Origin of the sequence: Paenibacillus sp. LS1 (assembly GCF_026013365.1) — a bacterium.
Classification (GTDB): domain Bacteria; phylum Bacillota; class Bacilli; order Paenibacillales; family Paenibacillaceae; genus Paenibacillus.
Genome location: NZ_JAPDOE010000001.1, coordinates 1,368,183 through 1,394,895, shown reverse-complemented (window position 1 = coordinate 1,394,895; position 26,713 = coordinate 1,368,183). Strand labels below are relative to the sequence as shown.

General features: G+C 48.1%; 17 protein-coding genes. 13 read left to right on the top strand and 4 right to left on the bottom strand.

Annotation, left to right across the window (positions count from 1 at the left end; genetic code table 11):
* Positions 1 to 16 precede the first annotated feature (16 nt).
* Positions 17 to 4,474 (top strand): glycoside hydrolase family 3 C-terminal domain-containing protein, encoded by a 4,458-nt coding sequence (locus OM416_RS05975; protein WP_264927885.1) that lies wholly within the window; start codon positions 17 to 19, stop codon positions 4,472 to 4,474.
* Positions 4,475 to 4,507: 33 nt separating this feature from the next.
* On the opposite strand, the gene OM416_RS05970 is transcribed toward OM416_RS05975, so the two are convergent.
* A complete protein-coding gene (locus tag OM416_RS05970; protein WP_264927883.1) occupies positions 4,508 to 6,088 on the bottom strand; it encodes a response regulator transcription factor in 1,581 nt (526 codons plus the stop codon).
* A gap of 8 nt (positions 6,089 to 6,096) precedes the next feature.
* On the bottom strand, positions 6,097 to 7,905 hold the full coding sequence (locus tag OM416_RS05965) for a sensor histidine kinase (RefSeq protein WP_264927881.1): 1,809 nt from the start codon (positions 7,903 to 7,905) through the stop codon (positions 6,097 to 6,099).
* A gap of 131 nt (positions 7,906 to 8,036) precedes the next feature.
* On the opposite strand from OM416_RS05965, the gene OM416_RS05960 reads away from it, so the two are divergent.
* From OM416_RS05960 to glsA, 9 genes are all read left to right on the top strand, one after another.
* The gene (locus tag OM416_RS05960) at positions 8,037 to 9,368 is read left to right on the top strand and encodes an ABC transporter substrate-binding protein (protein ID WP_264927879.1); all 1,332 of its coding nucleotides are present in this window, start codon (positions 8,037 to 8,039) and stop codon (positions 9,366 to 9,368) included.
* 85 nt (positions 9,369 to 9,453) lie between these two features.
* Positions 9,454 to 10,332, top strand: a complete 879-nt coding sequence (locus tag OM416_RS05955) for a carbohydrate ABC transporter permease (RefSeq protein ID WP_036614579.1) — start codon at positions 9,454 to 9,456, stop codon at positions 10,330 to 10,332.
* A complete protein-coding gene (locus tag OM416_RS05950; RefSeq protein ID WP_264927875.1) occupies positions 10,329 to 11,165 on the top strand; it encodes a carbohydrate ABC transporter permease in 837 nt (278 codons plus the stop codon). The genes OM416_RS05955 and OM416_RS05950 overlap by 4 nt, the downstream gene beginning before the upstream one ends.
* A gap of 12 nt (positions 11,166 to 11,177) precedes the next feature.
* The gene (locus OM416_RS05945; protein WP_264927873.1) at positions 11,178 to 12,731 is read left to right on the top strand and encodes a sugar hydrolase; all 1,554 of its coding nucleotides are present in this window, start codon (positions 11,178 to 11,180) and stop codon (positions 12,729 to 12,731) included.
* A gap of 658 nt (positions 12,732 to 13,389) precedes the next feature.
* A complete protein-coding gene (locus OM416_RS05940) occupies positions 13,390 to 15,042 on the top strand; it encodes a sensor histidine kinase (protein WP_264928830.1) in 1,653 nt (550 codons plus the stop codon).
* 10 nt (positions 15,043 to 15,052) lie between these two features.
* Positions 15,053 to 15,853: a LytR/AlgR family response regulator transcription factor gene (locus OM416_RS05935; RefSeq protein WP_264927872.1), complete on the top strand. Its 801-nt coding sequence runs from the start codon at positions 15,053 to 15,055 to the stop codon at positions 15,851 to 15,853.
* A 180-nt stretch (positions 15,854 to 16,033) separates the two neighbouring features.
* Positions 16,034 to 17,269, top strand: coding sequence for an OFA family MFS transporter (locus OM416_RS05930; RefSeq protein ID WP_091034815.1), 1,236 nt, complete (start codon positions 16,034 to 16,036; stop codon positions 17,267 to 17,269).
* A gap of 266 nt (positions 17,270 to 17,535) precedes the next feature.
* The gene (locus OM416_RS05925; RefSeq protein ID WP_264927870.1) at positions 17,536 to 18,018 is read left to right on the top strand and encodes a GNAT family N-acetyltransferase; all 483 of its coding nucleotides are present in this window, start codon (positions 17,536 to 17,538) and stop codon (positions 18,016 to 18,018) included.
* Between the two features lie 142 nt (positions 18,019 to 18,160).
* Positions 18,161 to 19,102, top strand: coding sequence for a glutaminase A (gene glsA, locus OM416_RS05920; RefSeq protein ID WP_264927868.1), 942 nt, complete (start codon positions 18,161 to 18,163; stop codon positions 19,100 to 19,102).
* 229 nt (positions 19,103 to 19,331) lie between these two features.
* Here the strand turns inward: glsA and OM416_RS05915 are convergent, their stop codons facing one another.
* Positions 19,332 to 19,673: a YolD-like family protein gene (locus OM416_RS05915; RefSeq protein ID WP_264927866.1), complete on the bottom strand. Its 342-nt coding sequence runs from the start codon at positions 19,671 to 19,673 to the stop codon at positions 19,332 to 19,334.
* Entirely contained in the window at positions 19,670 to 20,914 is a 1,245-nt protein-coding gene (locus tag OM416_RS05910) for a DNA polymerase IV (protein WP_264927864.1), read from the bottom strand. The genes OM416_RS05915 and OM416_RS05910 overlap by 4 nt, the downstream gene beginning before the upstream one ends.
* 856 nt (positions 20,915 to 21,770) lie before the next feature.
* On the opposite strand from OM416_RS05910, the gene OM416_RS05905 reads away from it, so the two are divergent.
* Genes OM416_RS05905 through OM416_RS05895 form a run of 3 tightly spaced genes read left to right on the top strand, consistent with a single transcriptional unit; the run spans position 21,771 to position 26,657 of the window.
* A complete protein-coding gene (locus OM416_RS05905) occupies positions 21,771 to 23,999 on the top strand; it encodes a hypothetical protein (protein WP_264927862.1) in 2,229 nt (742 codons plus the stop codon).
* Positions 24,000 to 24,025: 26 nt separating this feature from the next.
* Complete coding sequence (locus tag OM416_RS05900) at positions 24,026 to 25,234, top strand: HEAT repeat domain-containing protein (RefSeq protein ID WP_264927860.1); 1,209 nt, start codon at positions 24,026 to 24,028, stop codon at positions 25,232 to 25,234.
* 22 nt (positions 25,235 to 25,256) lie between these two features.
* Complete coding sequence (locus OM416_RS05895; RefSeq protein ID WP_264927858.1) at positions 25,257 to 26,657, top strand: glycosyltransferase family 2 protein; 1,401 nt, start codon at positions 25,257 to 25,259, stop codon at positions 26,655 to 26,657.
* Positions 26,658 to 26,713: the final 56 nt, after the last annotated feature.

Sequence of the window (26,713 nt, the reverse complement as noted above, 5' to 3'; positions counted from 1 at the left end):
AAGAGGAGGGTTAACATTGACTTTGACTAGAGGTTTCAAGCAGAAGATTGGCGGTAAAGTGATTGCCGTCATCACCGTGGTCAGTCTGACATGGGGGTCCTGGGGAGCCACGCCATTATCAGCATCTACGACAAGTACGTTAAAGTTCCAAACTCAGCAGGGAGGTGTCTTTGACGGGATGCCATTATTCGATGGCGTGCCAGAGCATCTGGATGCATACGTAGACACCTATTTCGAATACACGGGCCTCGAAGGTCCAGCCGTTTATGTGACGGGTTCGCGAAACCATTACACCTTGAAGCAGGGGAAACATGCGGGCAAGGTCATTCCCGGCGCGTTATCCGCTGCAGATAATGTTCAGGGTGTCTCGACCGATTTTCCTGCTCTGATCGGCATGGGACAGAGCTGGAACAAAGAGCTTTTATCCGATATTGGTGAAGTGATGGGGAACGAGAAAATCAGCAAATTAAAGGTCAAGCAGGGCGAATCCAACATCCATGGGGGCAATGATCCTTCCCTCAGCGTGGCGTTCAGTGTTGTCAGTGATATGCGTATCAATCCGCTTAGCGGTCGTTTCGATGAAGGGTTCTCTGAAGATCCAAATATGGCTGGAGTCTTGATCGACAATATGGCTTCGGGTCTTAGCGGAATTGGTCAGCCCACCAGCGAAGATGGATTTTGGATGAGGGCCGCGGTGGGTACAAAGCATTATTCCGTATATAACGCACAGTGGTTCAGGCAGACAGCGAATAACAGCGCAAGCGCGCGTTCATTGTTTGAGTACCAAACCAGAGCGGCGCTCCCTGGATTTGAATCGGGTGCGCTAGCGGGCACAATGACATCTTATGGGCGGACAAACGGGATTCCAAACATCCTTTCCCCGCTACAATTATTGGCCAATTTGTACGCGAAATATGGCGTATACAGCTCGCCCGATTTCAATGGAGATGCGATTGTATCCAACGCGAACCAACTCGGAAATGGATATGACGACCGCTATGCCGTGGACCGAGGTCATGCAACGGTTCTCATGGCGCTCGCCCAAGCGAATGCGGGTCGGCCGTCAGGGACGACACCTGCGGATGTAACCGATCTGGTGGCGCTCGTGGAGCAGGGTGAATATGGAATTACCGAGGAAGAGCTTATAGAAGCAGCCAGACCACATGTAAACCAGCTGGTACGTTTGGGGATTTTTAATGAAACTGATGAGCAGGGCATACCGAAAAACTATCCTTTTGCCCAGGAAGCAAGGGACGTCAGGACGTCTCCGCCTTCCGATTATAACCAAGTGAACCATCAGGAAATAGCACTTCAAGCGGCACAGGAGAGCGTTGTTTTGTTGAAAAATGACGGCACACTTCCGCTGGAAAAAGGAAATGACGCTGCTGTTTCTGGGGTGTATGCCGACGCACGCTTCAAGACGACGTATTCAGTTGGCGCGACACCTGCGCTGGAAAACTCCGGTGAATCTCCACTGCTCTCAATCATTAAAATGAATGGCAGCAGTAACGTAAACTATGCCCCAGGAAATGAAGTCATTGCACTAACCTCTAAAGCGAATCAACAAACGGTCACAGCAGACGTGTATAGTCCAAACGCAGGCACGGAGGGGGCACAGCTCATCACAACTGCGGATACGCCAGATGAGAATGAATCCTCCCACTTGTTCCGAGTATACGATTGGGGTCAGGCGGGTTCAAGTTTATTGTCGCTGTATAACCAGCGTTGGGTGACTTCCCCTGCTACAAATCATGCAGCAGTTGGCAATACGGATCGTACCAGTCTTAATCTGACGAACAACGATTGGAGCCTTCCAGAGATGATGGGTGACACGAGTGCCATACCGCCAACGCTGCGAATGGAAACGAACGAGGATGGCTCAATGTCTATTGTTACCAACGGGTACCGTACAGGATTCTCTGGTGACTTTACAAACTGGTACTACGCCAACGGGCGCTTCATCAAGGTAGATAACGCTGGCAAGCTCGTAACAGCATCATCTCCACTCGGAAGCAAGGATAATGCTGCCAATCGCCAGGACGAGGCGAAGTTTGAGAAGACTGTTGTGAAGAGCGTGGGCGAAGAGGCAGCAGCAAGAGCCACAGAAGACGATTACGCTATCGTCTTTGTTGGAGCGATTCCACGTCATAGCGCAGGAGAAGGTAACGACCGGTCTACCCTCGATATGGGCGAGGCTGATTATGAACTGGTCGACAAAGTATCTGCTGCCTTTGCAGCCCAGGGTAAGAAAACCGTTGTCGTGGTTAAATCGAGCTTCCCTGTAAACATGGAGCGAATTCAGAACAACCCTAACGTCTCGGCGATCGTTTACCAGCCATATGGCGGTCAATACGATTCGTATGCTCTGGCCCAGGTGTTGTATGGAGATTACGCGCCGACAGGTCGCCTGACGTCCACATGGTATACGGGGATGGATGCATTCCCTTCCATTAGTTCATATGTTATACCAGAAGGTAACATTACTGGCCTTGAAGACATCGACCCACGATTTACGGTTGATATGACGAATGCAGATCCCATTGAATCTGAGTTGACTTATATGTATACAGATGCCACGGTGACCTATCCGTTTGGTTACGGGTTATCATATGCTGATTTTACGTACGATTCCCTGACCGTACCGTCTTCTGTAACGGGAGATGAACCATTCACGGTGTCAGTCCACGTAACGAATACCGGAGACGTAGCCACTTCCGAGGTTGTGCAGCTGTACACCCGTAACAGAAACTCTGCATACGGCGCACATGCACCTAAAAAGAAGCTGGTTTCATTTGAGAAGATCCATCTCACTCCTGGTGAAACAAAAGAAATCCTGTTGCAGGTCGATCCACAAACGTTGGCATTATGGGATGTGAATCAGAGCGAATGGATCGTTGAACAGGGCAGTTATGAATTCATGATCGGAACCTCAGCTGGTGATGCAGACGTGCAAGTATCAAAGGCATTAAGCATTGGTGGGAAGGCGGTCTCGACCTTATCCCTTACCCAGCCGATAAATGTATTTGATCATGCGTTTGCTTCGAACGAAGTCGTTTACCACGAAGTGTCCAAGGAACGCACGGCAGCCCAATTAAAAGCCAAAGCGATTGTTGGAGGTTATTATGCAGTTCGTTCCAAACAAAATGGATCGTGGATCGCGTTGCCTAAGGCTGACCTGACAGGTGCGCAGAAGGTTAAGGCAACTGTCGCATCTAATGTGCAGGGTGGCACGATCTCGTTGCATGCGGATGCGCTCGATACCGCACCGATTGCTGTATGGAACGTACCGATGACAGAACCTGTCTCCTACAAGATTAGTAATGCTAACGTAACGGTCAAGGAATTAGGGTACGTTGACGTAGAGGCGGATATTTCTGCTGCCGTGAGCGGTGTACATGATCTGTATCTGGTGTTTCATGAACCGGATCTTCGGATTGACAGTTTGTCATTTACGTTGAAAGAGCCGGGAACAAATCCAGAAAGTCCAGGCACAAATCCAGGAACGAATCCTGATTCGCCAAGCACGCCTGGATCGGGTAGTGTTGGAACTCCTGTTAAGCCACCAGCATCCGGGTCCGAGACTGAAGGCGAAACTTATTCGGAGGGCAATGTTTCTGTAGTCGTGACCGTGCAAGTGGGGGATGTTGATGATCAAGCTAAGGCAGCAAGTATCCGTTCATCTGGCATCCGGGTTATCGGCGATCCATGGAATGTATCCATCAAAGATAAGCAGAACACGTATGTCATTTCAGCGCTGCCTGTTAGCGATGTCGTAGCTGCAAACTCCACAACAATCGCATACGTTGGGGAAGGAGGACAACTTACGCCGGTGCCTGGCGTGTTGACCAAAGACACTAACGGAAACAAGGTATGGAAAGTACTGCTAAACCAAGGAGGAACGTACATTGCGATTCACTCGCTCCGCGAATTTGTTGATGTTAAGCCTTCGGCCTGGTATGCCAAAGATATAGCCAAAGCAAACAGCTTGCTGTTGATCAATGGCGTATCGGAACGCCGCATGCAACCCCAGGGAACGACAACATCAGCCCAAACGCTGATGGCTGCCTTGAATGCGTTAGGAATTGAACCGATGGGAGCGGCAGCAAACGAGAAATGGTTTGATCCGATTTTGCGAGCCGCTAAGGATTATGGCCTGATGGAAGAAGGGCAGTACCTGCCGAATGCCCCAATGTCACGTGAGGACATGGCAATGGTGCTCGTTCGTGCGCTGAACTTGTCTGGAGTGGATACGAAATTGCCGGAAGCAGAGGTTGAATCATGGCTGGAAGATTTTAAGGATCAGGCCCAGCTGACACCAAATAACCGGGCAGTCATGGCAACAGCCATTCAGCTTGGTATATTCCAAGGTACGCCGGATAAACTGCTACAACCACAGAGCACCCTGACACGGGCACAACTTGCAACTGTCATTGTCCGTGTGCATGACCGGATAATAGAACGGCTGGATCGCTAAGAACCACAACAACGAAAACAAGGAACTGGGCCATCATGCATGGCCTGGTTCCTTGTTGTTTGCGGTGAAGGATTTGTGTTGCTTTCGGTACTCCTCTGGGGTCCAACCGGTCAATTTTTTAAACACCCGAAAAAAATATTTTGGATTGTCGTAACCCAGCTGTTTGGCAACCCGGTAGATTTTATCGTCTGTGCTCGTTAAGAGCTGCTTGGCTTGCCTGATCCGTAGTCGGTTTACGTAATCGGTGAAGTTTTCGGATGTCTTTTCTTTAAATAAATGACTGAGGTAACTCGGGTTCAGGTAGAACAGGGACGATACCCATTCCAGCGTTAAATCCTTGGTATAGTGATTATCGATATATGTCCTGACGTTGTCGATCACTTGATCTGATGCGTAGGGGTTTTCTTCCTTAAGCAAAAGAGCTGTTCCCGTCAGCACCTTTACCATATAATGCCTAATGCACTCCATATCGAATGAGACGTTCAGGACAGCCTCCAAGCTGGAAGAGGCGCTACTGTTACCTCCGTTCTGGATATAGTTATTCAGCAGCCGTTTGGTTTCCGTAATAATATCTCTGCACTGCTCTTTCAGGTGGGCAAGTAAGGCATCAGGCTGTCGTATGTAGAAGGCAAAGAAATCGGTGATGAGCTCCTCCACCTTCGGCACATTGCCGCTCTCTATAAAAAATAACAGTTCATACGTTCGAGCCCACTTCAGTTGATGTAAAGGAATTTGCTCCCGTGAAAATACGTAACATTTGCCGAAATCGGTAATGGCTCGTTCGTCCAACGCAAGGATCGTTTGATGGTGAGCTTCTCGGACCCCACCAATGCCTGAATGCGGCAAACTGATCCCCACACAACAATCCGTAGTTTCGGATTTGGACAAAATCATACTCGCTGTTTGTACCGCCATTTTCTGCAAATCCAGATGGCCTGAGCAACCCCAATCATGCATCAAGAAAAACATTAGCTGATCTGTTTGTGGATGAGGAATGTACAGGCCATTCGAAAAGGTAGGTAGTAGCTGTGCTGTAAGCGGTTGAGGACCATAAATCGTCAATAAAATGAACTGGTCAGATGCCATGATGGCGGAAAATTCCGCAGAGCGGAACACAGGTGTTTTAATGGATGAATGGGGAGCCAGCACACAATTCAGGAAGGCTTGCATGTCTGCATCCCTTTTCATCTGCTCCGTTTCTACTGCTCTTAGAACGACTTCCCGCTGAAGAGAGCGCTCCTCTTCGATGGCAGTGATGGCTTGGTGAAGCGTACCGTGGATCTCGTCCCGGCTAAAAGGCTTCAGCAGGTAATTTACAACTTTCGCAGAGATTGCCTCCTGCATATAATCAAAATCGGTATGTCCGCTAATGACAATTAACTTGATGCGCGGATATTGCTGGCATACTGTCCTGATCAACAGCTTGCCGTCGACCTCAGGCATGCGCATGTCTGTAAAGATAATGTCCGGCTTGAACGATTCAATCAAAGTCAAGGCGTCTGCGCCGTTATCTGCTTCGCCTAAAAGTTCAAGCGAGTGTTCAAAAGTTTCGATTTTTTTCAACAAACCTTTGCGGATCAAGGGTTCATCGTCCACAACGATATACGTATACATCTCTTTGGTCACCTCTTTTCCCAATTGGCCGGAATTTCGATTGTAATTCGAGTTCCTGTATTCAAATCGGTATGAAACGAAAGGCCGTAACCCTCTCCGTAATACAAAGCAATTCGTGAATGCACGTTTTTGATGCCGATGCTTTGTTTATGCCTTTGACCAACGGCGACGAATTCAGGTGGCTGCTGGAGCAATTGTCGAAGTTCTTCCGCTTGTGTTGAGGACATGCCCACGCCATCGTCCCAGATCTCGAACACGATGCTGTCCCCTTGAAACAAACCGGTAATGGTGACTGAACCCTTCCCACGTTTGTTCTCCAACCCGTGATAGATGGCATTTTCCACGAGTGGTTGCAACAGAAGCTTCAGCATGCGACGACTCCGAATTTCCGGGTCCACATTCAGGTTGAACGCGAACTTGTCACCGTACCGAATCTGCTGGATGGCCATGTAGTTTTCTACATGCTGGAGTTCTTCGCTGACCGCGACCAGTTCGCTGTCCGTTTTGATGCTGTAGCGGAACATGTCCCCAAGTGACTTGGTCATCACCACAATACTCTCGACTTCTTCGATCTCAGCAATGCTATTAATCGACTCCAGCGTATTGTAGAGGAAATGGGAGTTGATCTGTGCTTCCAATGCCTTCATCTGGGAGTCCAGCATGAGGATTTTATTCTGGTAACTTTCTCGGATATGCGTATCGATGTCTTTCATCATTTTGTTGAACTCATGGTAAAGGATTCCGATTTCGTCGACTTGCCTCGTTACTTGAGGCTTGATGGTCACAAAACGATGAGATTTGGTTTTGCGCATCAGTTTGGTCAATTCGATGATGGGTTTGGTAATCAGGTTGGACAAGAAAAAGGAAAGTAGCAGGAAAATGACGGCACAGCTTACGGCCACGTATAACAGCAACTTCTGCGAGATGTTGTACTCCTCATACAGCCGATCCATAGAGATGTTGGCAATCACGTTCCAATTGCGGCCAGGAACCTTTTGGATTACCGTCATCATGTTATCTTGGATTGATTTGTACTGTGAACTGTTGCCGACTTGATGCGTTGCCGCAGCCAGAGAATCGGAGAGAGGAGTGCCAATTCTGCTTCCGTCGGTGGAGTACAGGATCTCGCCAGCGTCGTTCGCTAGATATAGATTGGATAAGCTTGGGGCAGGATTACGTTTCAGACCGTCAAAAATGTTCATGCTGCAATCCAGCATAAACACGCCAAGGAACTCGTTGTTGTTGGGATCGTAGAGGGCTCTGGAGAAGCCAATGGACTCCTTGGCGTTAATGATGTAAGGTTTGACGCCAACCTCACCAATGTACAAATCGCCTTTACGCTGGATCGTATCCAGATACCACTCATCGTGAAGTGCGACATAATCGAGACGTAGGTCTGTCCCGCTACTGCCGTAGCTTATCCATTTGCCATCTGGTGTGAAAAGGTATAAACCATTGATGTAATTGTAGCCAAGCAGAATATTTTCAAAGATCAATTTCAATTTGCTGCGAATCATGAAGATTTCATATTGGTCGTTAGTACCGTTCAACTTGATTAGTTCGTCACTCACAGTACTGTAAGCGGTTGCATTGGAAGACTGCTGAAGGAGTGTGACGGAGATCCGGTCGATGTTCTGTAAAATTTCCTCCATGCTCTTGACCGAATTGCCTATAGTTGTCGACGTCACGAGAGAGGTCTGCTCATTCACCAGCTTCGTGTAACTGCGATAGGAACTGACAGAAACGACGATAATTGGCACGATCGATACGAGGACGAGGACCAGAAAAAGTTTAGTTTTGATGTTGAACAGAATCATACGTGCTCCTCCCGCCATTTGTCAATTCTAAAAATAGTGCACCATACGAGCCAAAGCAAATGCACTTTTGCCCACCGTATGATGAGAATGTGCACAAAGCAAGAATAAACATGAATTGGGGGAATGACAAGATGAAAAAAAGAAAACGGCTGTGGTCCCTAACTTTGGTACTCCTCATGATGTTTCTGAGCGCATGTAACTCCAGTAGCCAGGAGGGGAGCAGTACGGATACCAATAACGGGAGTACAGATGAGTCAGAAAAGCCAATTACGTTGACGATGATGCTTTCGGGAAACAAGGCATCCGAGGGAGAGGATTTCGAGCTGGAGACCTTGCCGCGCTTAGTCAAAGAGAAGTTCCCGAACATTAACTTGGAAGTACAAAAGTTGCCTGATGACCAATACAATACATCTGTTCGAACCAAGCTTGCGGCTGGACAGGGACCAGACATTTTCTGGATTTTTCCGAAGAATGCGGCTGGCGGTGTCATTGATTTTGCAAAGGCTGGCTTTGCAGCAGATCTGTCAGATTTGAAGTTCTGGGACAACATCAGCCAAGGAGCGAAAGAAGATATGTCCTATGAGGGTAAACCTTACGGTGTGGCCGAAGGACTGGACTTCCTAGGCGTGTACTACAATAAGGAGTTGTTACAACAGGCTGGATATTCCGAGTTTCCGAAGGATTGGCCTTCGTTTCTGGACTTATGCCAAAAGTTGCAGGCAGCGGGCGTAACGCCAATTGCGATGGGTGACAAGGATCCTTGGATGATCCAATTCGGTATGTATCCGATCGCAGCCAATGTCGTGTATCCAAATGAACTGGATTTTGATGTAAAACTGCAGAACGGTGAAAAATCACTGACCGATCCAAAGTGGATTCAAACCATTTCTAAATACAAAGAGCTCTATGATAACAACTACGTCGTCAAAAACTCGCTTGGCATTGGCAGTGCCCAATCTGCGCAGTTGTTTATCGACGGGAAAGCAGCAATGACCTTTACGGGAACATGGGATTATGCCTCCATGACGTCCAAAGGCGCTGCCGAGTTTACCCGCGGATTCGCTTCATTGCCAGGTAACGAGCCGGAACAGCCGGTGTTTGTATCTGCTGCAACATCTGCCGGATACGCTTTGAACGCCAAATCGGCAAACCTGGATGCAGCCAAAGAAGTACTGAACTACCTGTTCGATGGTGAATCCGATCTGTTCAAAGCATTTGTGGAAGCCAACAGTTCCATCAGCGTGTATAAGGATGTAGAACTTGAAAATGAATTGTTTAAGGAAGTGAATGACAACTATCAACAAACTGGAAATTCCGTCTACTTCAGCAACCAGATGTGGCCAGCCGGAGTATCGGACGTCATGCAGGCAAAGTTTGCCGAAATTATTGCTGGACAGAAAACAACACCAGAAGATGTGGCAAACGCCATGGAAACCAAGTTTAGAGAGCTGTGGAAAAACTAGAACAAAACGATGCTGTCTGCTGTAAAGGGGAGAATGATTGTCCTTCTTCCCTTGCCGCAGGCCCTCTTGGAAAGGATGGAGCAGGATGAGCTCTACTGTAATGAAAAAGTCCATGTACTGGTTTGCTTTGCCGGCATTGATCTTCTACCTGACCTTCTGGATCTTCCCGATCCTGCGGTTGTTCCAGTACAGTATAACGGACTATAACGGGTACGCCCAAGCCTATAACTATATCGGTTTCGACAACTATAAGGAATTGTTCCGCAGCGACATCCTAGGCATTTCTTTGAAAAATACACTGATCTATACGTTCGTCACCGTTATAGCTGGCAATATCATCGGTTTAGCAATGGCATTGCTGTTAAACATGAAAATAAGAGGAACCGGGATTTACCGTTCCCTGGCGTATATTCCCACATTGTTCAGTGCCATCGTCGTCGGATTTTTGTGGAGTTACGTCTATATGCCGGATTACGGGCTGATTTCTTCCTTTCTCGATAAACTGGGTATCGCAAATGAACTGAATTTCCTGGGTGATTACTCGACCGCGCTGTATTCTATTATCTTCGTGGAAATCTGGAAGACGATCGGAACGACAATGATTATCTTCCTCGCAGGACTACAGACTGTTCCGAGCGACTTGTTGGAAGCCGGACGGATTGATGGCTGCGGCTCATGGAGATTGCTACGACATGTGAAGATTCCATTGCTGGCAACAGCAATTACAATCAACGTGACGTTAAGTTTGATCAATGGACTCAAAGCGTTCGACTTCCCGTTTATCATGACGAATGGCGGTCCCGGCACGGCTACCAACACGCTGATTTATACCATCTACAAGATGGCCTTTACCGAACAGCTCTTTGGTAAAGCTTCGGCTCTTGGCGTCATTTCCTTTGCCGTGATTATCGTCATTACCGCTGTCTTTGTCCTGAAAATGAACAAACGGGAGGTGTCGGCATGACGCTTCGTAAAGTATTGGGGAAAGGATCCGTTCAGGTCGTCGTGTTGTTAGTGATGGCATTGAACCTGATTCCTTTGATTATTGCCTTTTCGACATCACTTCGAGATCCAAGCAACAACACGAATCCGCTGGTCCTGTTCCGGGAGATGTCCTTTGGAAGTTACAAGGCTGCCTTCGACCGCATGCACTTTCCGGAAGCGCTATGGAACAGCGTGGTGTTAACCGGGGTATCGGTCGTTTTCGTTGTCCTGTTTGCGGCGATGGCGTCCTACCCGATGGCCCGTTTGAAAACAAAGCTAAGTAAGTTCATGTATTTGTTTTTTTTGTCCGGACTCGTGGTACCTGCGCAAATGGTATTGATACCGATCGTGCAAATGATTAATGCGCTGCATATTCCAACGAATCAATATACGCCTATTTTCATGTTCATTACGTGCAGTTTGCCGTTTTCAACTTTCCTGTACACGGGCTTCATTCGAAGCGGTGTGCCTGAGGAGGTAGAAGAAGCGGCGCACATCGACGGGGCGGGATTATTCCAACGGTTCTGGACCGTCGTGTTCCCTTTGCTCATTCCGGTAACGGTATCGGTCATTATTACGCAAGGTGTCTGGATCTGGAACGATTATTTCTTCAATATGATCTTTATTTCCAGCGCAGGAGATTCACCGTTACCGCTGGCCATGCTCGGATTTTTGGGTGATCAGCAAAACCCCACGCAGTGGAATGTCCTGTTTGCAGCGTGTTTTCTGTGCGCACTACCGTTGCTACTGGCGTTTCTGTTCCTGCAAAAATACTTTATCGGTGGCATGACCGTTGGGGCGGTCAAAGGATAAGGAGGCATTGTAATGCGTGAAAAAGTGATAAACACAGCCTGGCTGGAGAAGGCCCAAGGGCTGATCCCGGAGCTTCGCCAGCAAAAGGTCTATCCGGAACATATCGTGAGCGCAGTTCCGGATACAGCGGCTTTTCAGGGATGGCGTATCGAGCCACTCGGCTTAGCAGAACACTTATCGGATCAAGTGCTGTGCAAGGGAGACAGTGTTACGCTGGATTTCGGGGAGCATCTCGTCGGCTATTTGACCTTGTCGCTTCTTAACGAGCGCAGTAATGCAGATGCACCTCTCAGATTGAAGCTCACATTTGGAGAAATGCCCTGTGAGGTCTGTGAGGATTTTGCAGCATATTCGGGTTGGCTTAGCCGTTCGTGGCTTCAGGATGAGATTGTGAATGTGGATGTCTTACCCGGAACGCTAACACTGGACCGTCGCTATGCCTTTCGGTATCTGAAAATCGAGGTCGTAGAAACGTCGATCCGTTACGATATTCGAATTAACGATATATATTGCATGACGGTGACTTCAGCAGACATAGGATCAGTACCTCAATTGCCTGAAGGTATCGACACGGAGCTGGTGGAAATGGATCGCGTGTCCGTGAAGACACTTCGGGATTGCATGCAGACGGTATTCGAAGATGGGCCGAAGCGTGATCGACGTTTATGGATTGGGGATCTTCGCCTTCAGTCCCTCGTCAATTATGAAACATTCGGCTGTAATGATCTCGTCAAGCGTTGTCTGTATCTCTTTGCCGGAACACGATTGGAAGGCGGGCAGGTAGGAGCCTGTTTGTACGAACAACCGGAACCGTACGTGGACGATATTTACCTATATGACTATGCGTTGTTATTTATTGCGACGTTATGGGACTATTTTGAAGCTACCAAGGACAGGAAAACGCTGGAAGAACTTTGGCCGGTGGCTCGAGAACAGATTGACATTTCACTGAGTCGGCTTGATGATCGGGGCATCGTGCAGGATGACGATACGTGGTATTGTTTTCTGGACTGGCATGAAGAACTAAATAAACAGGCCGGTGCTCAGGCAGTTCTCATCTATAGTATGAAAAGGGGAAGGTCGATTGCCAAAGAACTAGGGCTGCCGGAGTATGAGGAATGGATTAACGCACACATCAAAGACGCTGAGCAAGCAGCCCTCACATATCTGTGGGATGGTGAACAGGGCTTCTTCGTCAGTGGTGAAAAAAGACAGGTATCCTGGGCATCGCAAGTGTGGATGGTTCTGGCTGAAATCATGGATGCTCCGGCGGCTCGGCAATTACTTGATCGATTAACAAGTAACGGAGAAGCTATTGGCATGACCACACCATACATGGTTCATCATTATGTTGATGCATTAATTATGTGCGGGGCAGAGGAGAAGGCATTGGAGCAGATCCGAAGGTATTGGGGCGGTATGCTGAAGGATGGAGCGGACACTTTCTGGGAGCTCTACGACCCGGACGACAAAACGTATTCTCCTTATGGTAGCAATTTGGTCAACAGTTATTGCCATGCTTGGAGCTGTACACCAAGTTATTTTATCAGGCGAAATTTTTCATAATTTTGGACTTGAGGTCAACCAGGAACGTCTGGTTGGCCTTTTTGGATTAGTTTCAGATAGTATAGAGCCTGCCATGGCCTATTGTTTTTATTTATCTGTTTTGTTCGTACTGCTAAAAGAACGAGTGGCTATTAATGAAGCGATAAATATTAATATTAAAATGTTGTTATACGGGTTTCCATTAAGGTTGTAGACTTGAACGATGAGTGCCAGAGTTGAAATGCTTAAGATTATTCGCAGGACAATCGCCGATGAGCGATCGGGGTGTTGGCTTCGTTGGGAGATAAAGTATAGGGTGCACCATAAAAAAACTAAAGAGCAGAAGTGAACCCAGGAGTAGAATGGCAAGCATGCATGAACACCTTTCTGTATTAATTTTCACTGAATAATTGGAATAACATGACAACTAATTATAACATAGGTTTTTCTGGAGTCGGACATTTTCATAGAAGTTAAGGGATGAACCTTTATAGGGTACAGTGCAGTATAGTTGATGTATTTTCACAGGATGGACTTTGCTTTCCTCTGAGGGGAGCGGTAAACTGTTGCATACGAGCAGAAGCGATCGATGTCATGGATGTTTCGTCAAGAGCGTAGCTGTGTCGGGATGCATTTATATCAGACAGATGTGGAGGAAGTACGATTGGAGATGTTTACGATGCTGCTGGGTTTATTTGAACGGGCGGCGCTGTTGATTATATTTTTATTCTTTCTGTCGAGGGTGCCGAGGTTTAGGCAGATTCTGCAAAAGGGGAAATTAAGGTGGCAGGAGTATATTGCGGTTACCTTGTTATTCTGTGCTTTTGCCATCTTCGGAACGTATACGGGCATTAATGTTGAAGGTTCACTGGTGAATGTGCGGATCATCGCCGTGTTATCGGGTGGTATTTTGTTCGGAGCGCCTGTGGGTATTATTACGGGTATTGTCTCCGGGGTGCATCGGTATTTAATTGATATGGATGGAGTTACAGCTATACCGTGTCTGATCACGAGTATCCTGGCAGGTCTGGTCTCTGGATATATACATAAGTACACGCCAAAGCCCAAGCGATGGATCATCGGTATTGGTGCCGGAATGATCATTGAAGCGCTGACGATGTTATTGATTCTGCTATTTTCCTATCCCGATCCACTGGGTGCCGATATTGTTTCGCAGATTGCGCTGCCTATGATTCTGGGTGAAGTCAATATTGGACTGATTGTGCTCCTGGTGCAGAGTGTGGAAGGGGAAAAGGAGATGATTGCAGCTCGTCAGGCCAAGCTGGCGCTGGAGATTGCGAACAAGACCTTGCCGTATTTCCGTTCCATTGATGAGGAGTCTCTGCGCAAGATCTGCCGGATTATTCAGGAGGATATTCAGGCTGATGCGGTTGCAATTACGGATACTCGGAATGTACTGGCGTATGTAGGATTTGGTGAGGAACGATATCATATCGGTAATGAAATTATAAGTGAGATGACAAAGAAGACTATATCCAGCGGGGAGATTACGATTAGTAATGATGTCATTGATGAAAAAACACCTGATATCCACTCGCTGTTAATCATTCCGCTCAAAGAACGAGGAGACATTACAGGTGCCCTCAAAATCTATTATCGCAAAGCGTACAAAATTACGTATCCTTTGCAAACGATGGCTGTAGGTCTGTCGCAGATCATCTCAACCCAGATGGAGGTATCGCGGGTAGAGGAGATCAAGGCCGCTGCCAACAAAGCAGAGCTGCGTGCATTACAGACAACCATCCATCCTCATTTTCTGTTTAATGCGCTGAATGCGATTGCTTCATCCATCCGAACCAAACCGGATCGGGCACGGGAGCTGATTGTGAATCTCTCCGGGTACATGCGCTACAATCTGGAGCTGTCGGATGAGTTAATCGATATTCATAAGGAGTTGGAGCAGGTCCGTAATTATGTGGAAATTGAAAAAGCTCGCTTCGGCAGCCGACTTAACGTGATTTATGACATTGATGAGGTCGCGGTGCATATTCCTAGTCTTGTTATCCAGCCGCTCGTCGAAAATGCAATTATTCATGGCATTCTCAAGGTGAAAGGACCCGGAACTGTTCGAATTCGGGTACAGGATTATCCAGAGTTTGTACGAATCAGTGTCAGTGATACAGGGGCAGGCATCAGTGCAGACATTATTGAGCGTGTCTACCATGACCGTATGCCGGGTAACCAGATCGGGCTGTATAATGTGCATCGCCGGGTCAAGCTTATCTACGGACAAGGTGTAACCATTACAAGACTGGAACAAGGAACAGATATTTTATTTGATGTGCCCAAAGGAGATGTCGTAACAAGGTGATGATGGATCAATGAGAGCACTTATTGTGGAAGACGAGATTCTGGCAAGCGAGGAATTGAATTACTTAATCCAGGAACATAGTCAGATTGAGGTGGTCGATCGTCTTGAAGACGGGCTGGATGTACTGAAATTTTTGCAGGAACAAGAAGTTGACGTGATTTTTCTCGATATCAATATTCCCTCGCTGGACGGCATGATGCTTGCCCATCATATTGGGAAGTTTGCAACGAAACCCTATATTGTTTTTACTACGGCGTACAAGGAACATGCGGCAGAAGCCTTTGAGTTGGAGGCGTTCGATTATATTCTTAAGCCGTATGACGAGAAACGAATTGCTGCGATGCTCCATAAGCTGGAGCTCGCATTCAAGCGCGATCATGCACCGGTGGAACAACGTGTTGATGATGGACTAGCCCCTCTGGCGGACGGACCTTCTGTGCAGGGGGAACTGTTACGAGAACGAGATACGAATTCCCATACGGACAGAAGAATTAATCTGCTGCGGAATGACAATATTATTGTTACGGATACGGCAGACATCTACTATGCGGAAGCGCAAGAGAAAGTGACGAAGGTATATACCAAAAATGGGGAGTTCACCATGCCAGTGAGCATTACGGATTTTCACAGCCGTCTGCCACAGGACACGTTCTTTCGCTGCCACCGTTCATACGTCGTAAATCTGTCTCAAATCCGTGAAATTGTACCTTGGTTCAACAATACGTATCTGCTCCGTCTGCGCGATTTGGAAGCTGAAGTACCTGTGAGTCGTGGTAAAGTCAAAGAATTCAGGCAACTCATGCGCATCTAGAAGCATTTCATTCCGCATCTGATGCAACTCATGCTCAAAACGGTGTAATGAATCCCCTTTCATGTATGATTAGCTTGTGAACGCATTCATGTATATGACATCGGCAAAGGGGAGATCACGATGAAAGCAGCAATTTCATCAGCTTCATCAACACCTGAATCAACATTTGCACCTACAAAAATGAACCGCTGGCTTATTGTTTTGGGGACCATCATTGTACAAATGGGTCTTGGAACCATCTATACTTGGAGTTTATTTAATCAACCGCTGTCTGATCGTTTCGGATGGGACGTCAGCTCGGTCGCGATAACTTTTTCAATTACCAGTTTTGCTTTGGCATTTGCCACATTGTTTGCAGGACGGTTGCAGGAACGTTGGGGTCTTCAGCGCCTGATCCGTGTAGCCGGGGTTGTGCTCGGGCTGGGTCTTATTCTGAGTTCCCAAGTCACTTCGTTAACGTTGCTGTACATTTTGGCTGGATTTGTTGTTGGTTTTGCAGATGGTACGGCGTATATTACGTCGTTGTCTAATCTGATCAAGTGGTTCCCGGAGCGTAAAGGTCTGATCTCGGGGATCTCAGTCGGAGCCTTCGGTACCGGTAGTCTATTGTTCAAATATGTGAACTCGGCATTGATTGGTGCCGTTGGTCCTGCTCAGGCATTTATGTACTGGGGCATTATCGTTCTGGTTCTGGTCGTTGCGGGATCATTCCTGATCCGTGAAGCTGTTGTTCGTGAACAGGCTCCGGCAAGCAAGGAAGGTTCAAAACAAGTCGTAGCACGTCATGACTACACGGTGAAAGAGATGCTACGTACGAAAGAAGCGTACATGCTGTTCGTTATTTTCTTCACGGCGTGTATGAGCGGCTTGTATCTGATCGGTATTGTCAAAGATATCGGTGTGCAGCTGGCTGGACTTGATGTAGCTACCGCTGCAAACGCAGTGGCCATGGTTGCGATCTTTAACACGGCAGGACGGATTATTCTCGGTGCGCTGTCGGATAAAGTAGGACGAATGAAGGTCATCGCTGGTGCGCTGCTGGTTACAGCCGTAGCTGTCATGACACTTAGTCTGGTTCCACTGACCTTCGGGATCTTCTTCGCCTGTGTGGCGGCCGTTGCCTTCTGCTTCGGTGGGAACATTACGGTATTCCCGGCAATTGTGGCCGATTACTTCGGATTGAAAAATCAGAGCAAAAACTATGGTGTGATCTATCAGGGATTTGGATTTGGTGCTTTGGCAGGATCATTCATCAGCGCGCTGCTGGGCGGATTCCATCTAACCTTCATCGTGATTGCTGTACTCTGCGCTGTCTCGTTGCTGCTGGCACTGATCATCACCCCTCCAGGTCAAGGTCGTCGTGCACGTCAACGTGAAAAACAGATGAACCTTAACCCTTCATCACGGGCAAGCTAACAACATGCACTGGAAGTACGGAACAGAGAATATTTTTTCATCTTAAAAAGCAAATTAAAAAAACAAAGTAAACAAAGCGGTCTCCAGACGAGGCCGCTTTTTGGTATCTACTGTTGCCAGATTGCCGGCCAGCCTGTTGGCCTATTGGGGCATCTGACTGCCTGCAAGCGTGGTGCCTTGTGTGCATTCCATCATTCGCTTCTGTTATACTCTAGGTGAATCCAACAAGACGAAGACCAAGTTATGTACCCCAGAGGAGGCATATCATGAATTTCATTAAATACACACAACCTGATTTTGATGATTATTATGCATTGGTTTCCAATATGGAAGTAATGAAACAGATTACAGAACGTGCAATTCCGGAGCAAGAGGCAAGAACACAATTCGAATCCATGCTGGATTTTAATGAGCGTTCCACTTGTGGACATTACCGGGTATTTAGTGAAGATGGTGCCGGTGTGGCATATGCCAAATTGATTCCGGATCAGGAGGACCCGACCCGAGCTGAAATAGGTTACATGATCCTGCCTGAACATTGGGGCAAAGGGCAGGGCACATCCATAGCATCACGGTTGATTATACAGGCACAAGCCGCAGGGATCGGAGTACTCTATGCGGTTATCGATCCGTCTAACGCTGCTTCCCGCCAGATCTTAACCAGACAGAACTTTGTATCCACCTGGACAGGCGATTACGATGGTCTTCCTGGTGAGATCTTGGAGTTAAATCTTCAAATGAAGCGATAAAAGGACTGTTCTGAGGGTAATCAGATATAGAGGGCATCTTGCATGAGACGGATGGAACTCAGTATCATCATGGTGCATGGGTTCACCCATGTACATTTCATGCAAGATGCTTGCTTATATAGAGATGTGGAGGAGATGACATATGAGCAATTCAACCATGGAACGTCTGAATGCATTACTGCCGGAGTGGCTGGAGACCAGTCGTCTGCACACCGGACAGGGTAAAGTGGCTTCTTATATCCCGGAGCTTGTCAAAGCCTCTCAGGATGAGCTTGGTATACATATCATGGACGCCGAAGGGAACCATGTGTCGGCTGGGGATTGCGGTGTCCCGTTTACGATGCAAAGTATCTCTAAAGTATTTACCCTTATTCTAGCCCTTATGGATCATGGGGAAGAAGCGGTCTTCTTTAATGTAGGAAAAGAACCTACAGGCGACGATTACGATTCGATGATCAAGCTTGAATTGGTCGAACCCGGAATTCCGTTCAATCCCTTGATTAATGCGGGTGCGATTACAGTGTCCTCCCTGATCGGAGGTGACTGCAAGGAAGAGAAATCACGACGCATCCTGGAGTTTTTCCGCAAGCTGGCGAATAATGATCAGCTGGGCTATAACGAAGAGGTGTTTCAGTCCGAATCGGAGAGTGGTCATATGAATCGTTCACTTGGCTACTTTTTGAAGCACAACGGAGTCATTAAGGATGAAGTTGAAGACGTGCTTGCCGTGTATTTCCGTCATTGCTCCATTGAAGTGACGTGTGCAGATCTGGCACGAATGTCACTGGTTCTGGCGTATGATGGAACAGATCCGATTACGGGCAACGAACTCATTCCTCGCCGTTATGTACAGATTGCCAAAACCTTTATGACGACCTGCGGTATGTACAATGCGTCAGGCGAATTTGCCATCGAAGTCGGTTTGCCCGCCAAGAGCGGTGTATCCGGAGGGATTTTGACCCTTGTACCGGGACAATTCGGAATTGGTCTTGTTGGCCCGGCTCTGAATCGCAAAGGCAACAGTATTGCCGGCGTGCATCTGCTCGAGCGTCTGTCCAAGGAATTCGACTGGAGCTTTTTCTAAAAAGTTTTCCTTTTTAAAAAAATCCCTACCCTCATATGTAGCCGATGAATCACGTATCTGATATTTTGCTTCTTTAGAACGAAGTGAATGGTCTGGATATGTCTCGTCGGCTACTTTTGGTATTCACCAGGGAGTGTAGGAAGACAGTCCTGCATGGCAACGGCAATGCTGCATCTATCATGGAACATCCACAACATCGAGATGGGCATATACGCCTTTAGTTATTAATTCAGTCATTGGCTAGGGCCACATCTGTAATGAGGTTCATCTGAATATCCCGGGACCCGTCTTCCATCAGTAGTCTAAGGGTACGGGCAGGACGGTCCAGTCGAAGCACTTGCCCGGTGTAACGGATATCGTCATGTTCGTGAAACACGGCAATGGTGACCTTATCTCCAAGCATCATCGAGTTGCTGAGTAAACGGGACATTTCTTCCGCGGCTTGGGCATCCAGAGATGGGCGGGTACGAGGAGCAAGTTGTTCCTGATGAAGAATGTAGGCTTCCCGGTGTTCGGGGAGCATCATGCGTGAGGACTCGAAGATACCGTTTTGCTGCAATTTTTTACTCATTTATAATGACCTCCAATTTTATGAGAACGTTCCTGGGCCTGCGCGGACGAGCAGAGTGAGGATGCCCGCATAATGGCAGTATCTCCGTACCTGCGCTTAATGTCATCCGTCGCACGTTCCAGTTCTCTTTTGCGTTCGCGGTCATCGAACCAGGACAGCTGCACTTCGGAATCGGGTACAAGTCCGGTCAGTGACACGCTGATGCGGCGGATGGGTAATCCGTCCCAATGGCGCAGGAACAGAGCTGCTGCCGCATCGTATACTTCATCCGTAATGTTGGTGGGTTCATTCACCTTCATCTGGCGGGAGAAACCGGTTGGCCGATCATAATCCTGTCCGCGACATCCAACCGAGACCACATGGCCCATGAGTGATTTGTCCCGGGAACGTCGACTGACGAGTTCCGCCAGTTCGAGCAGTACCACCTTGATATCTTCCCAGGAGTCATAGTCCCGGGGCAGCGTCATCTGATGTCCGATCCCCTGCTGTTGGTGAGCATATGTCCCGGGTTTGACCGGGGAATCATCGATGCCACGAGCGATACGCCACAGTACCTCGCCATTCACACCCCAACGTTCTCTCAGCCGGGACAGTGGTGTCTGAGCCAGATCACCGATGGTGTGAACCCCCATCTTGTAGAGATGCTGCGCCATGCGGGAACCGACCATGAACATGTCTCGCACAGGCTTCTGCCAGATGGTGGACGGCAGATCTTTGCGAGGCAACGTGCAGATGCCACCAGGGACTTTTTTGGCATACAGGTCACAAGCCATCTTACTGACGACCTTGGTATCACTGATACCGATTCGAATGTACACCCCCGTCTCATCCATCACCCTCGATTGAATGCTACGTGCAATCGTCTCGGGACTGCCGAACAGATCCAGGCTTCCGGTGACATCGAGAAACTGTTCGTCAATACTATAGGGTTCCACCAGATCGGTGTAAGACTGAAGGATGCGCGTAATATGAAGGGACACCCGAATGTATTCGGCCATCCGGGGGCGAACGACAACAACATCCGGACATTTGGCGAGTGCTTCGCCCAGTCGTTCTGCTGTCGTGATTCCATAGGACTTGGCGAGTGGACAGGCCGCAAGAATAATACCCGAACGGCGCGCCGGATCTCCTGCGACAACGAGGGGGCGGTCCTTGTATTCGGGATGTGCAGACTTCTCCACACTGGCATAGAATGACTGGCAGTCGGCCAGCATGATGACACGTCTGTCTTGGCGGGGCATAAGACTTCTCTCCTTATCCGTGATGCTGTGCTCATCTGTTAGCGTCGATTATGTTCATTTGAACATCGATATTTAACAGTTTATTTACAGTATGGAACAAGTGTTCCTGTTTTATAAGCATATCCGACAATTCGAAATGCGGCAACCGGAATTATTTTGCAAATTGGACACAATTATTGGTTGGTTATATTAGAGGCAGAAATTAGGAAATAAGATGTGCTTTTTTACATTTAATGTGAGAGATCTGTGACCTCTGGGTGATGACCGGGAGTTCATTTAGCTTTTTGTAAAAGGTTTATAAATGGGCACAGTCCTAGAGAGGGGGACTGACGTCCTTTTTTGATTTTCTGCATTTTTCAGAAAACCTTGATGTGACGCGGAATATCGCTGATGCGTTATCAGACTATAGTATCAATTTTGTAATCTTTATGGTTAATACTGTAAAAAGGTCCGCAACTTTAAATTATGACTCGCGTTTAATGGGGTATGTGTTCAAACGGCAAACGTTGCCTGTACCCGCGTTGCACATAACAATAAAGGTTCCAGAATTGCAAGATCAGCAGGGCACCAAAACCATGCGATTCCAGCAGATATTAGTGTTCGGGAATCAGACGTATCCGAGAGGCGTCCCGGTGCTAGTTGATGGCTCTTTTTACGAATTATGGGCAGAATGTTCCATTTCATGTTTGCTTCCATCAGCCTAGTTACAAATGCAGAGTCTTAGCGCTATAGTGAGAACTACACCGCTGACATCTCTACCAAGCGGACATCCGAAGCGGAAAGATTCGTAAACTTCATGTTGGACCATTCGATGTTGAAGCAGGATGCATATTAGAGAGGTGAGCAATCTAAAGACATGAGCAGACAAAGACGAAGACGCTGGCTATTAACGGTGTTGACAGGAGCAGTGGTGGTGACTGGTGGGTTATTTGCCGGATGGCACTATATGCAACCCAAGCTCGTTACGTACACAGCGGAGAACGGCACGGAGATGAAATTCAAGACCGATGGAGACCGGTTCATGGAATACGGGCCAGATGGAACGTGGAGGGAGATGTTCGTCAAAGGTGTCAACCTGGGCGCAACTTCACCGGGGCATTACCCGGGAGAATTCCCGCTGACCAAAGAGGATTACTTGCGGTGGTTCCAGCAGATCGAGGATCTGGGAGCCAATGTAATCCGGGTATACACGGTTCACGAACCGATTTTTTACTCCGCATTGGTCGAATATAACCGTGGCCGGGAGCAACCGTTATATTTTATACAGGGCATATGGTCACCTGAAGAAGAGTTGATTGAGAAGCAGGATGCCTATGCAGCCCATATTGAGCAGACGTTCAAGCAGGAGATTGAAAAGGCTGTATCTGCTGTCTATGGCGATGCGGACATTCCTGCCAAGCAGGGAGAGTCCAGCGGCAAATACAAGACGAATGCAGGAAAATACCTGATGGCCTGGCATGTGGGTACGGAATGGGACCCGGCGATGGTAGACAACACGAATGAAAAACATGCGGACGTACCGCAGTACAAGGGAGTTCATTTCTCGGCTAGTCCAGAAGCGTCACCGTTCGAGAACTGGCTCGCAGAGCTGCTGGATCATACGGCAGTCCTGGAGAAGAAGTATGGATGGGAGCATCCGATGACCTTCACCAACTGGGTAACGACCGATGTGCTGGATCATCCCGGCGAGCCGCTGTATGAAGAGGATCTCGTCAGTGTGGATGCCCGACATATTCAGCCGGAGGCGTGGCAGGGAGGTTATTTTGCAGCCTACCATGTGTACCCGTATTACCCGGATCTGTTCCATATTGATAAAACGCTCCAAACCATCAAGGATGAGAACGGTGAGTACAACACGTACAAAAGTTATCTGCGCAAGCTGAAAACTGAGTTTTCCGATATGCCTGTAATGATTACAGAGTATGGCGTACCTTCTTCTCTTGGTATTTCCCATCTGGGTATGGGAGGGCGGAATCAGGGTGGACATAACGAAGTAGAGCAGGGAGATATTGACGCGTCACTGACGCAGGATATCTATGATGAAGGGTACTCGGGAGCAATTGTGTTCATGTGGCAGGATGAATGGTTCAAAAAAACATGGAACACGATGCCGCTGGAAATCCCGGCTGACCGCCGGGCATATTGGCTGAACGTGCTGACAAACGAGAAGATGTTTGGTCTGCTTGCCATGGACCCGGGGAAACAGGAACAGTTGACCATCGATGGAACACTGGATGACTGGGATGATCTGAAGGATGAAGAAGTCACCACCTGGCAGGGCCAAGTGGACGGCATTCAGGAAATGAAGATGACGCATGATGAAGCCTATCTGTATATTGGGCTGACCTTGGATCAACCTTTTGACCCGGAGAAGACAGTGCTGCGAATTGGCACAGATACACTTGCTGGAGGCAGTCAACCAGATAAGTTACTCCCGGGCCGGACACTCAGTGATGGTCTCGAGACAGTGATTACACTGGGGCAGGATGAAGAATCACAGGTGGAGATTGCCAAGGATTATGACTTTAATCAGCGTCTGTACGGCAAAGAAGGATACGACATGCTGCCAGATCAGGAGTCAGATTCCGCAGATAATCCGTTCCACCCATGGAATCTGGCAGTCAGCCTGAGGATGACACCGCCGGATACCCGATCTGCTCAACCGTTCATGAATGAAAAGGTCGGAACATTGAAGCGAGGAACGACGGCTCCCGGCCAACCTGATACGGATTCATTAACGGTATGGCAGTATAATGGCAATCAAGTGGAGATGCGAATTCCCTGGATGCTGCTTGGGTTCGGTGATCCGAGTTCGCTGCAAGCGATCGACTATGGACCGCTCAAGAATGGACGTGAGTTCTCCACAGTTGCTGTGGAAGGCGTTACCCTCATTCCGTGGTTAACGGACCGCGCCACGAAGAAAGTATCTTGGCCTGGGGGTGAACAGACGACCCTGGACCTGAATACATTGCCGGTATATAGCTGGCAGCCTTGGGAGCAGGTGCAGTATAGTGAACGCCTGAAGCTAAGCTACGAAAAAATGAAGAAGAGTTACGAAGAAATTCCTAGTTTTCAGATCGAATAAATGAGTATAAAGGAGGACCTTTTCACATGTTTCCAAGTTTGGCTTTGGCCTATCTGTTTTTGTACATCTGTATCGCACTTGTTGTTGTAGGCGTCATCGTATTGTTTGCCATGAAAATGTCCCACAATGGCAAACGACGTAAGACGGCATTTTATGAATTGAAGCAGCGTGACTATTTCACCTATCTGCAAACAGCCTTGACTGAGAATAGTCCACTCAGATTGCCACCAGGCAAACTGGCTCCGCTGGAACGCAGAGTCATTCAGGACAGACTGATTGAATGGATCGACCAGTTCAAGGGTGAGTATCGCGACAAATTAATCGCACTGTGCCGTGAAGCAGGATTTGTAGAGCATGATCTAAAGGAACTGGGCCGTCTGCGTTATGGTCGCCAGATCGAAGCGGCTTATCGCTTGGGTGGCATGCGTTGTCCCGAAGCCGTTCCGGGTTTGATGGAATTGCTGAAGGATGAGAAACCGGGCCCGATGGCCATTATGATTGGTCGATCCATCTCCAGATGTACGACTCGGCAAGGTGAACTGAAAGACATGCTGGCGTTGCTGTTAACCAAAGGTAAGTCCATTCACCATCTGGCAGCAGATATTCTGCTCGAAACAAGTCTGGATACGAGCAGAATTCTAATTGAATTGCTGGAAGATCGGAATCCTGATTTTGTAAAAGTCGGACTGGTTGCCATGTGGGGACAGGCTGTACCTGAAGTGATGCCTGCACTCGACAGACTGGTAGGCGCAGAACATCAGGATGTACGTGCCGAGGCGGTGAAGCTGTATCTTAGCGCAAGTCCGGCACTCCGGGATGAGACAATCCTGAAGCTAATCCAGGACCCCGATCCGGAAGTTCGCGCCGAAGTGGTACAAGCGCTTGGTTACAAGCATCCATCTGGCAGCATTCCATTGCTGCGCAAAGCGCTGCGGGATGAAGACTGGAGAGTTCGATATAACAGTGCGGAGAGTCTGAGCAAGCTCGGTGAACCGGGATTCGAAGCGCTGTGTCAGGCTGCTGTGCAAGGTACAGTTGCTGAGCGCGAGATTGCGATGCAGCAGATTGAGAGTACCATGCAGCACACGAGAACCGATGACAGAGCTGTAGAGCAGATGATTGCACATAACAAAAAAAGACTGCTGTACGATCGCTATTTTGGCCCTGTACGAGAGAACAGAACCAGCAAGAAGCGCACAGGTGTCGCTACGGTAGGAGGGGATTACACTGCTTAGGGATCTACTATTAATCTACGGCATGGTCGCAATCTACTATGTTGTTTTTGTAAATACGCTCTATTTTTCCATTCTGGCCTTATCGTTCCGTAACATCTGGACGATCTTCCGGCGGTCGCATTATTCCAAATACAATACATTGTCAGGCTCGGAACTGGTGCCTTCGGTTTCTCTGCTGGTACCGGCATACAACGAGGAACTGACGATTATTGAAAATGTAAACTGCCTGATGACGCTGAATTATCCAACGTATGAAGTCATTGTCGTGAATGATGGCTCCAGCGATGCCACGCTGAAGATCTTGTTGGAAGAATATCGCCTGAAGCCAGTACCTAGTACGAAGATTCGGGGCAAGATTGCCTGTCAGAAAATTCGTGGGATCTACCATAATCCGGAGTTCCCGGATCTGTATGTCATTGACAAGGAAAACGGCGGGAAGGCCGATTCCCTCAATGCCGGGATCAACCTGTCCCACTATCCGTTGATTTCTTCCATCGATGCCGATTCGTTGCTGGAGAAGGATGCCCTGATCCGCATGGCACGCATGTATATGGAGAATCCGGAAGAGACGGTAGCCATCGGTGGAGATGTAAGGATCGCCAATGGCTGCAAAATTGAAAACGGGGCAGTGCAAGATGTATCGCTGCCACGCAAGATCTGGCCCATGTTCCAGTCGATTGAATATCTCAAAGCCTTCCTGGGCGGACGGATTGGCTGGAGTCACATGAACGGTCTGATCATTGTCTCTGGTGCCTTCGGCATGTTCCGTAAGGACGCTGTTATCGCCGTGGGTGGATACCGGGATGGTTATCCTGGGGAAGACATGAACATCATCATCAAGCTTCACCGTTACATGTTGGAAAACAAATTGAAGTACCGCGTTGCCTTCTGTCCTGAGGCCGTATGCTGGACACAAGCACCGGATTCCTACCGAATTTTGTCCAGTCAGCGCAAGCGCTGGGGCCGCGGAAATCTGAAGAACATGATCGAGAATCGCGGCATGTTGTTCAATCCGAAATATAAGGTTATGGGTATGGTGACCATGCCATATAACGTTATTTTTGAAGCATTGAACCCATATTTCCGGATTACCGGACTTCTGGCTCTCGCCGGATATGTGCTTCTGGATATGACGCAATGGCCGATTCTGGTTCTGTTCGGACTATTGAACTTCGTGAGTGGTTATCTGCTGAGTGTAGGCGCACTTGTCCTGGAGGAGATTGCTTTCAAACGTTACAACAAACTCTCCGATCTGGTCAAAATGCTGGTCTACTCCGCGCTGAAATTCGTCGGCTACCATCAGCTGGGCGTACTGTGGAGATTGCAGGGACATGTGCAGTTCATGCAAAACAACAACTCATGGGGTACCATGACACGCCAAAGTTGGTCCGAGGATGAGAAGAAAACAAGCGAAGCTGTTTAAGTAAAGAATAATCAAAGCAATTATATGTCCAACTAGACATTTACACGATAACGGAG

What these genes read in the sequence shown, in the direction of transcription:
- OM416_RS05970 (WP_264927883.1), bottom strand. Translation starts at nt 6,088, where the DNA reads ATGTATACGTATATCGTTGTGGACGATGAACCCTTGATCCGCAAAGGT.
- OM416_RS05965 (WP_264927881.1), bottom strand. Translation starts at nt 7,905, where the DNA reads ATGATTCTGTTCAACATCAAAACTAAACTTTTTCTGGTCCTCGTCCTC.
- OM416_RS05960 (WP_264927879.1), top strand. Translation starts at nt 8,037, where the DNA reads ATGAAAAAAAGAAAACGGCTGTGGTCCCTAACTTTGGTACTCCTCATG.
- OM416_RS05955 (WP_036614579.1), top strand. Translation starts at nt 9,454, where the DNA reads ATGAGCTCTACTGTAATGAAAAAGTCCATGTACTGGTTTGCTTTGCCG.
- OM416_RS05950 (WP_264927875.1), top strand. Translation starts at nt 10,329, where the DNA reads ATGACGCTTCGTAAAGTATTGGGGAAAGGATCCGTTCAGGTCGTCGTG.
- OM416_RS05945 (WP_264927873.1), top strand. Translation starts at nt 11,178, where the DNA reads ATGCGTGAAAAAGTGATAAACACAGCCTGGCTGGAGAAGGCCCAAGGG.
- OM416_RS05940 (WP_264928830.1), top strand. Translation starts at nt 13,390, where the DNA reads ATGCTGCTGGGTTTATTTGAACGGGCGGCGCTGTTGATTATATTTTTA.
- OM416_RS05935 (WP_264927872.1), top strand. Translation starts at nt 15,053, where the DNA reads ATGAGAGCACTTATTGTGGAAGACGAGATTCTGGCAAGCGAGGAATTG.
- OM416_RS05930 (WP_091034815.1), top strand. Translation starts at nt 16,034, where the DNA reads ATGAACCGCTGGCTTATTGTTTTGGGGACCATCATTGTACAAATGGGT.
- OM416_RS05925 (WP_264927870.1), top strand. Translation starts at nt 17,536, where the DNA reads ATGAATTTCATTAAATACACACAACCTGATTTTGATGATTATTATGCA.
- glsA (WP_264927868.1), top strand. Translation starts at nt 18,161, where the DNA reads ATGAGCAATTCAACCATGGAACGTCTGAATGCATTACTGCCGGAGTGG.
- OM416_RS05915 (WP_264927866.1), bottom strand. Translation starts at nt 19,673, where the DNA reads ATGAGTAAAAAATTGCAGCAAAACGGTATCTTCGAGTCCTCACGCATG.
- OM416_RS05910 (WP_264927864.1), bottom strand. Translation starts at nt 20,914, where the DNA reads ATGCCCCGCCAAGACAGACGTGTCATCATGCTGGCCGACTGCCAGTCA.
- OM416_RS05905 (WP_264927862.1), top strand. Translation starts at nt 21,771, where the DNA reads ATGAGCAGACAAAGACGAAGACGCTGGCTATTAACGGTGTTGACAGGA.
- OM416_RS05900 (WP_264927860.1), top strand. Translation starts at nt 24,026, where the DNA reads ATGTTTCCAAGTTTGGCTTTGGCCTATCTGTTTTTGTACATCTGTATC.
- OM416_RS05895 (WP_264927858.1), top strand. Translation starts at nt 25,257, where the DNA reads ATGGTCGCAATCTACTATGTTGTTTTTGTAAATACGCTCTATTTTTCC.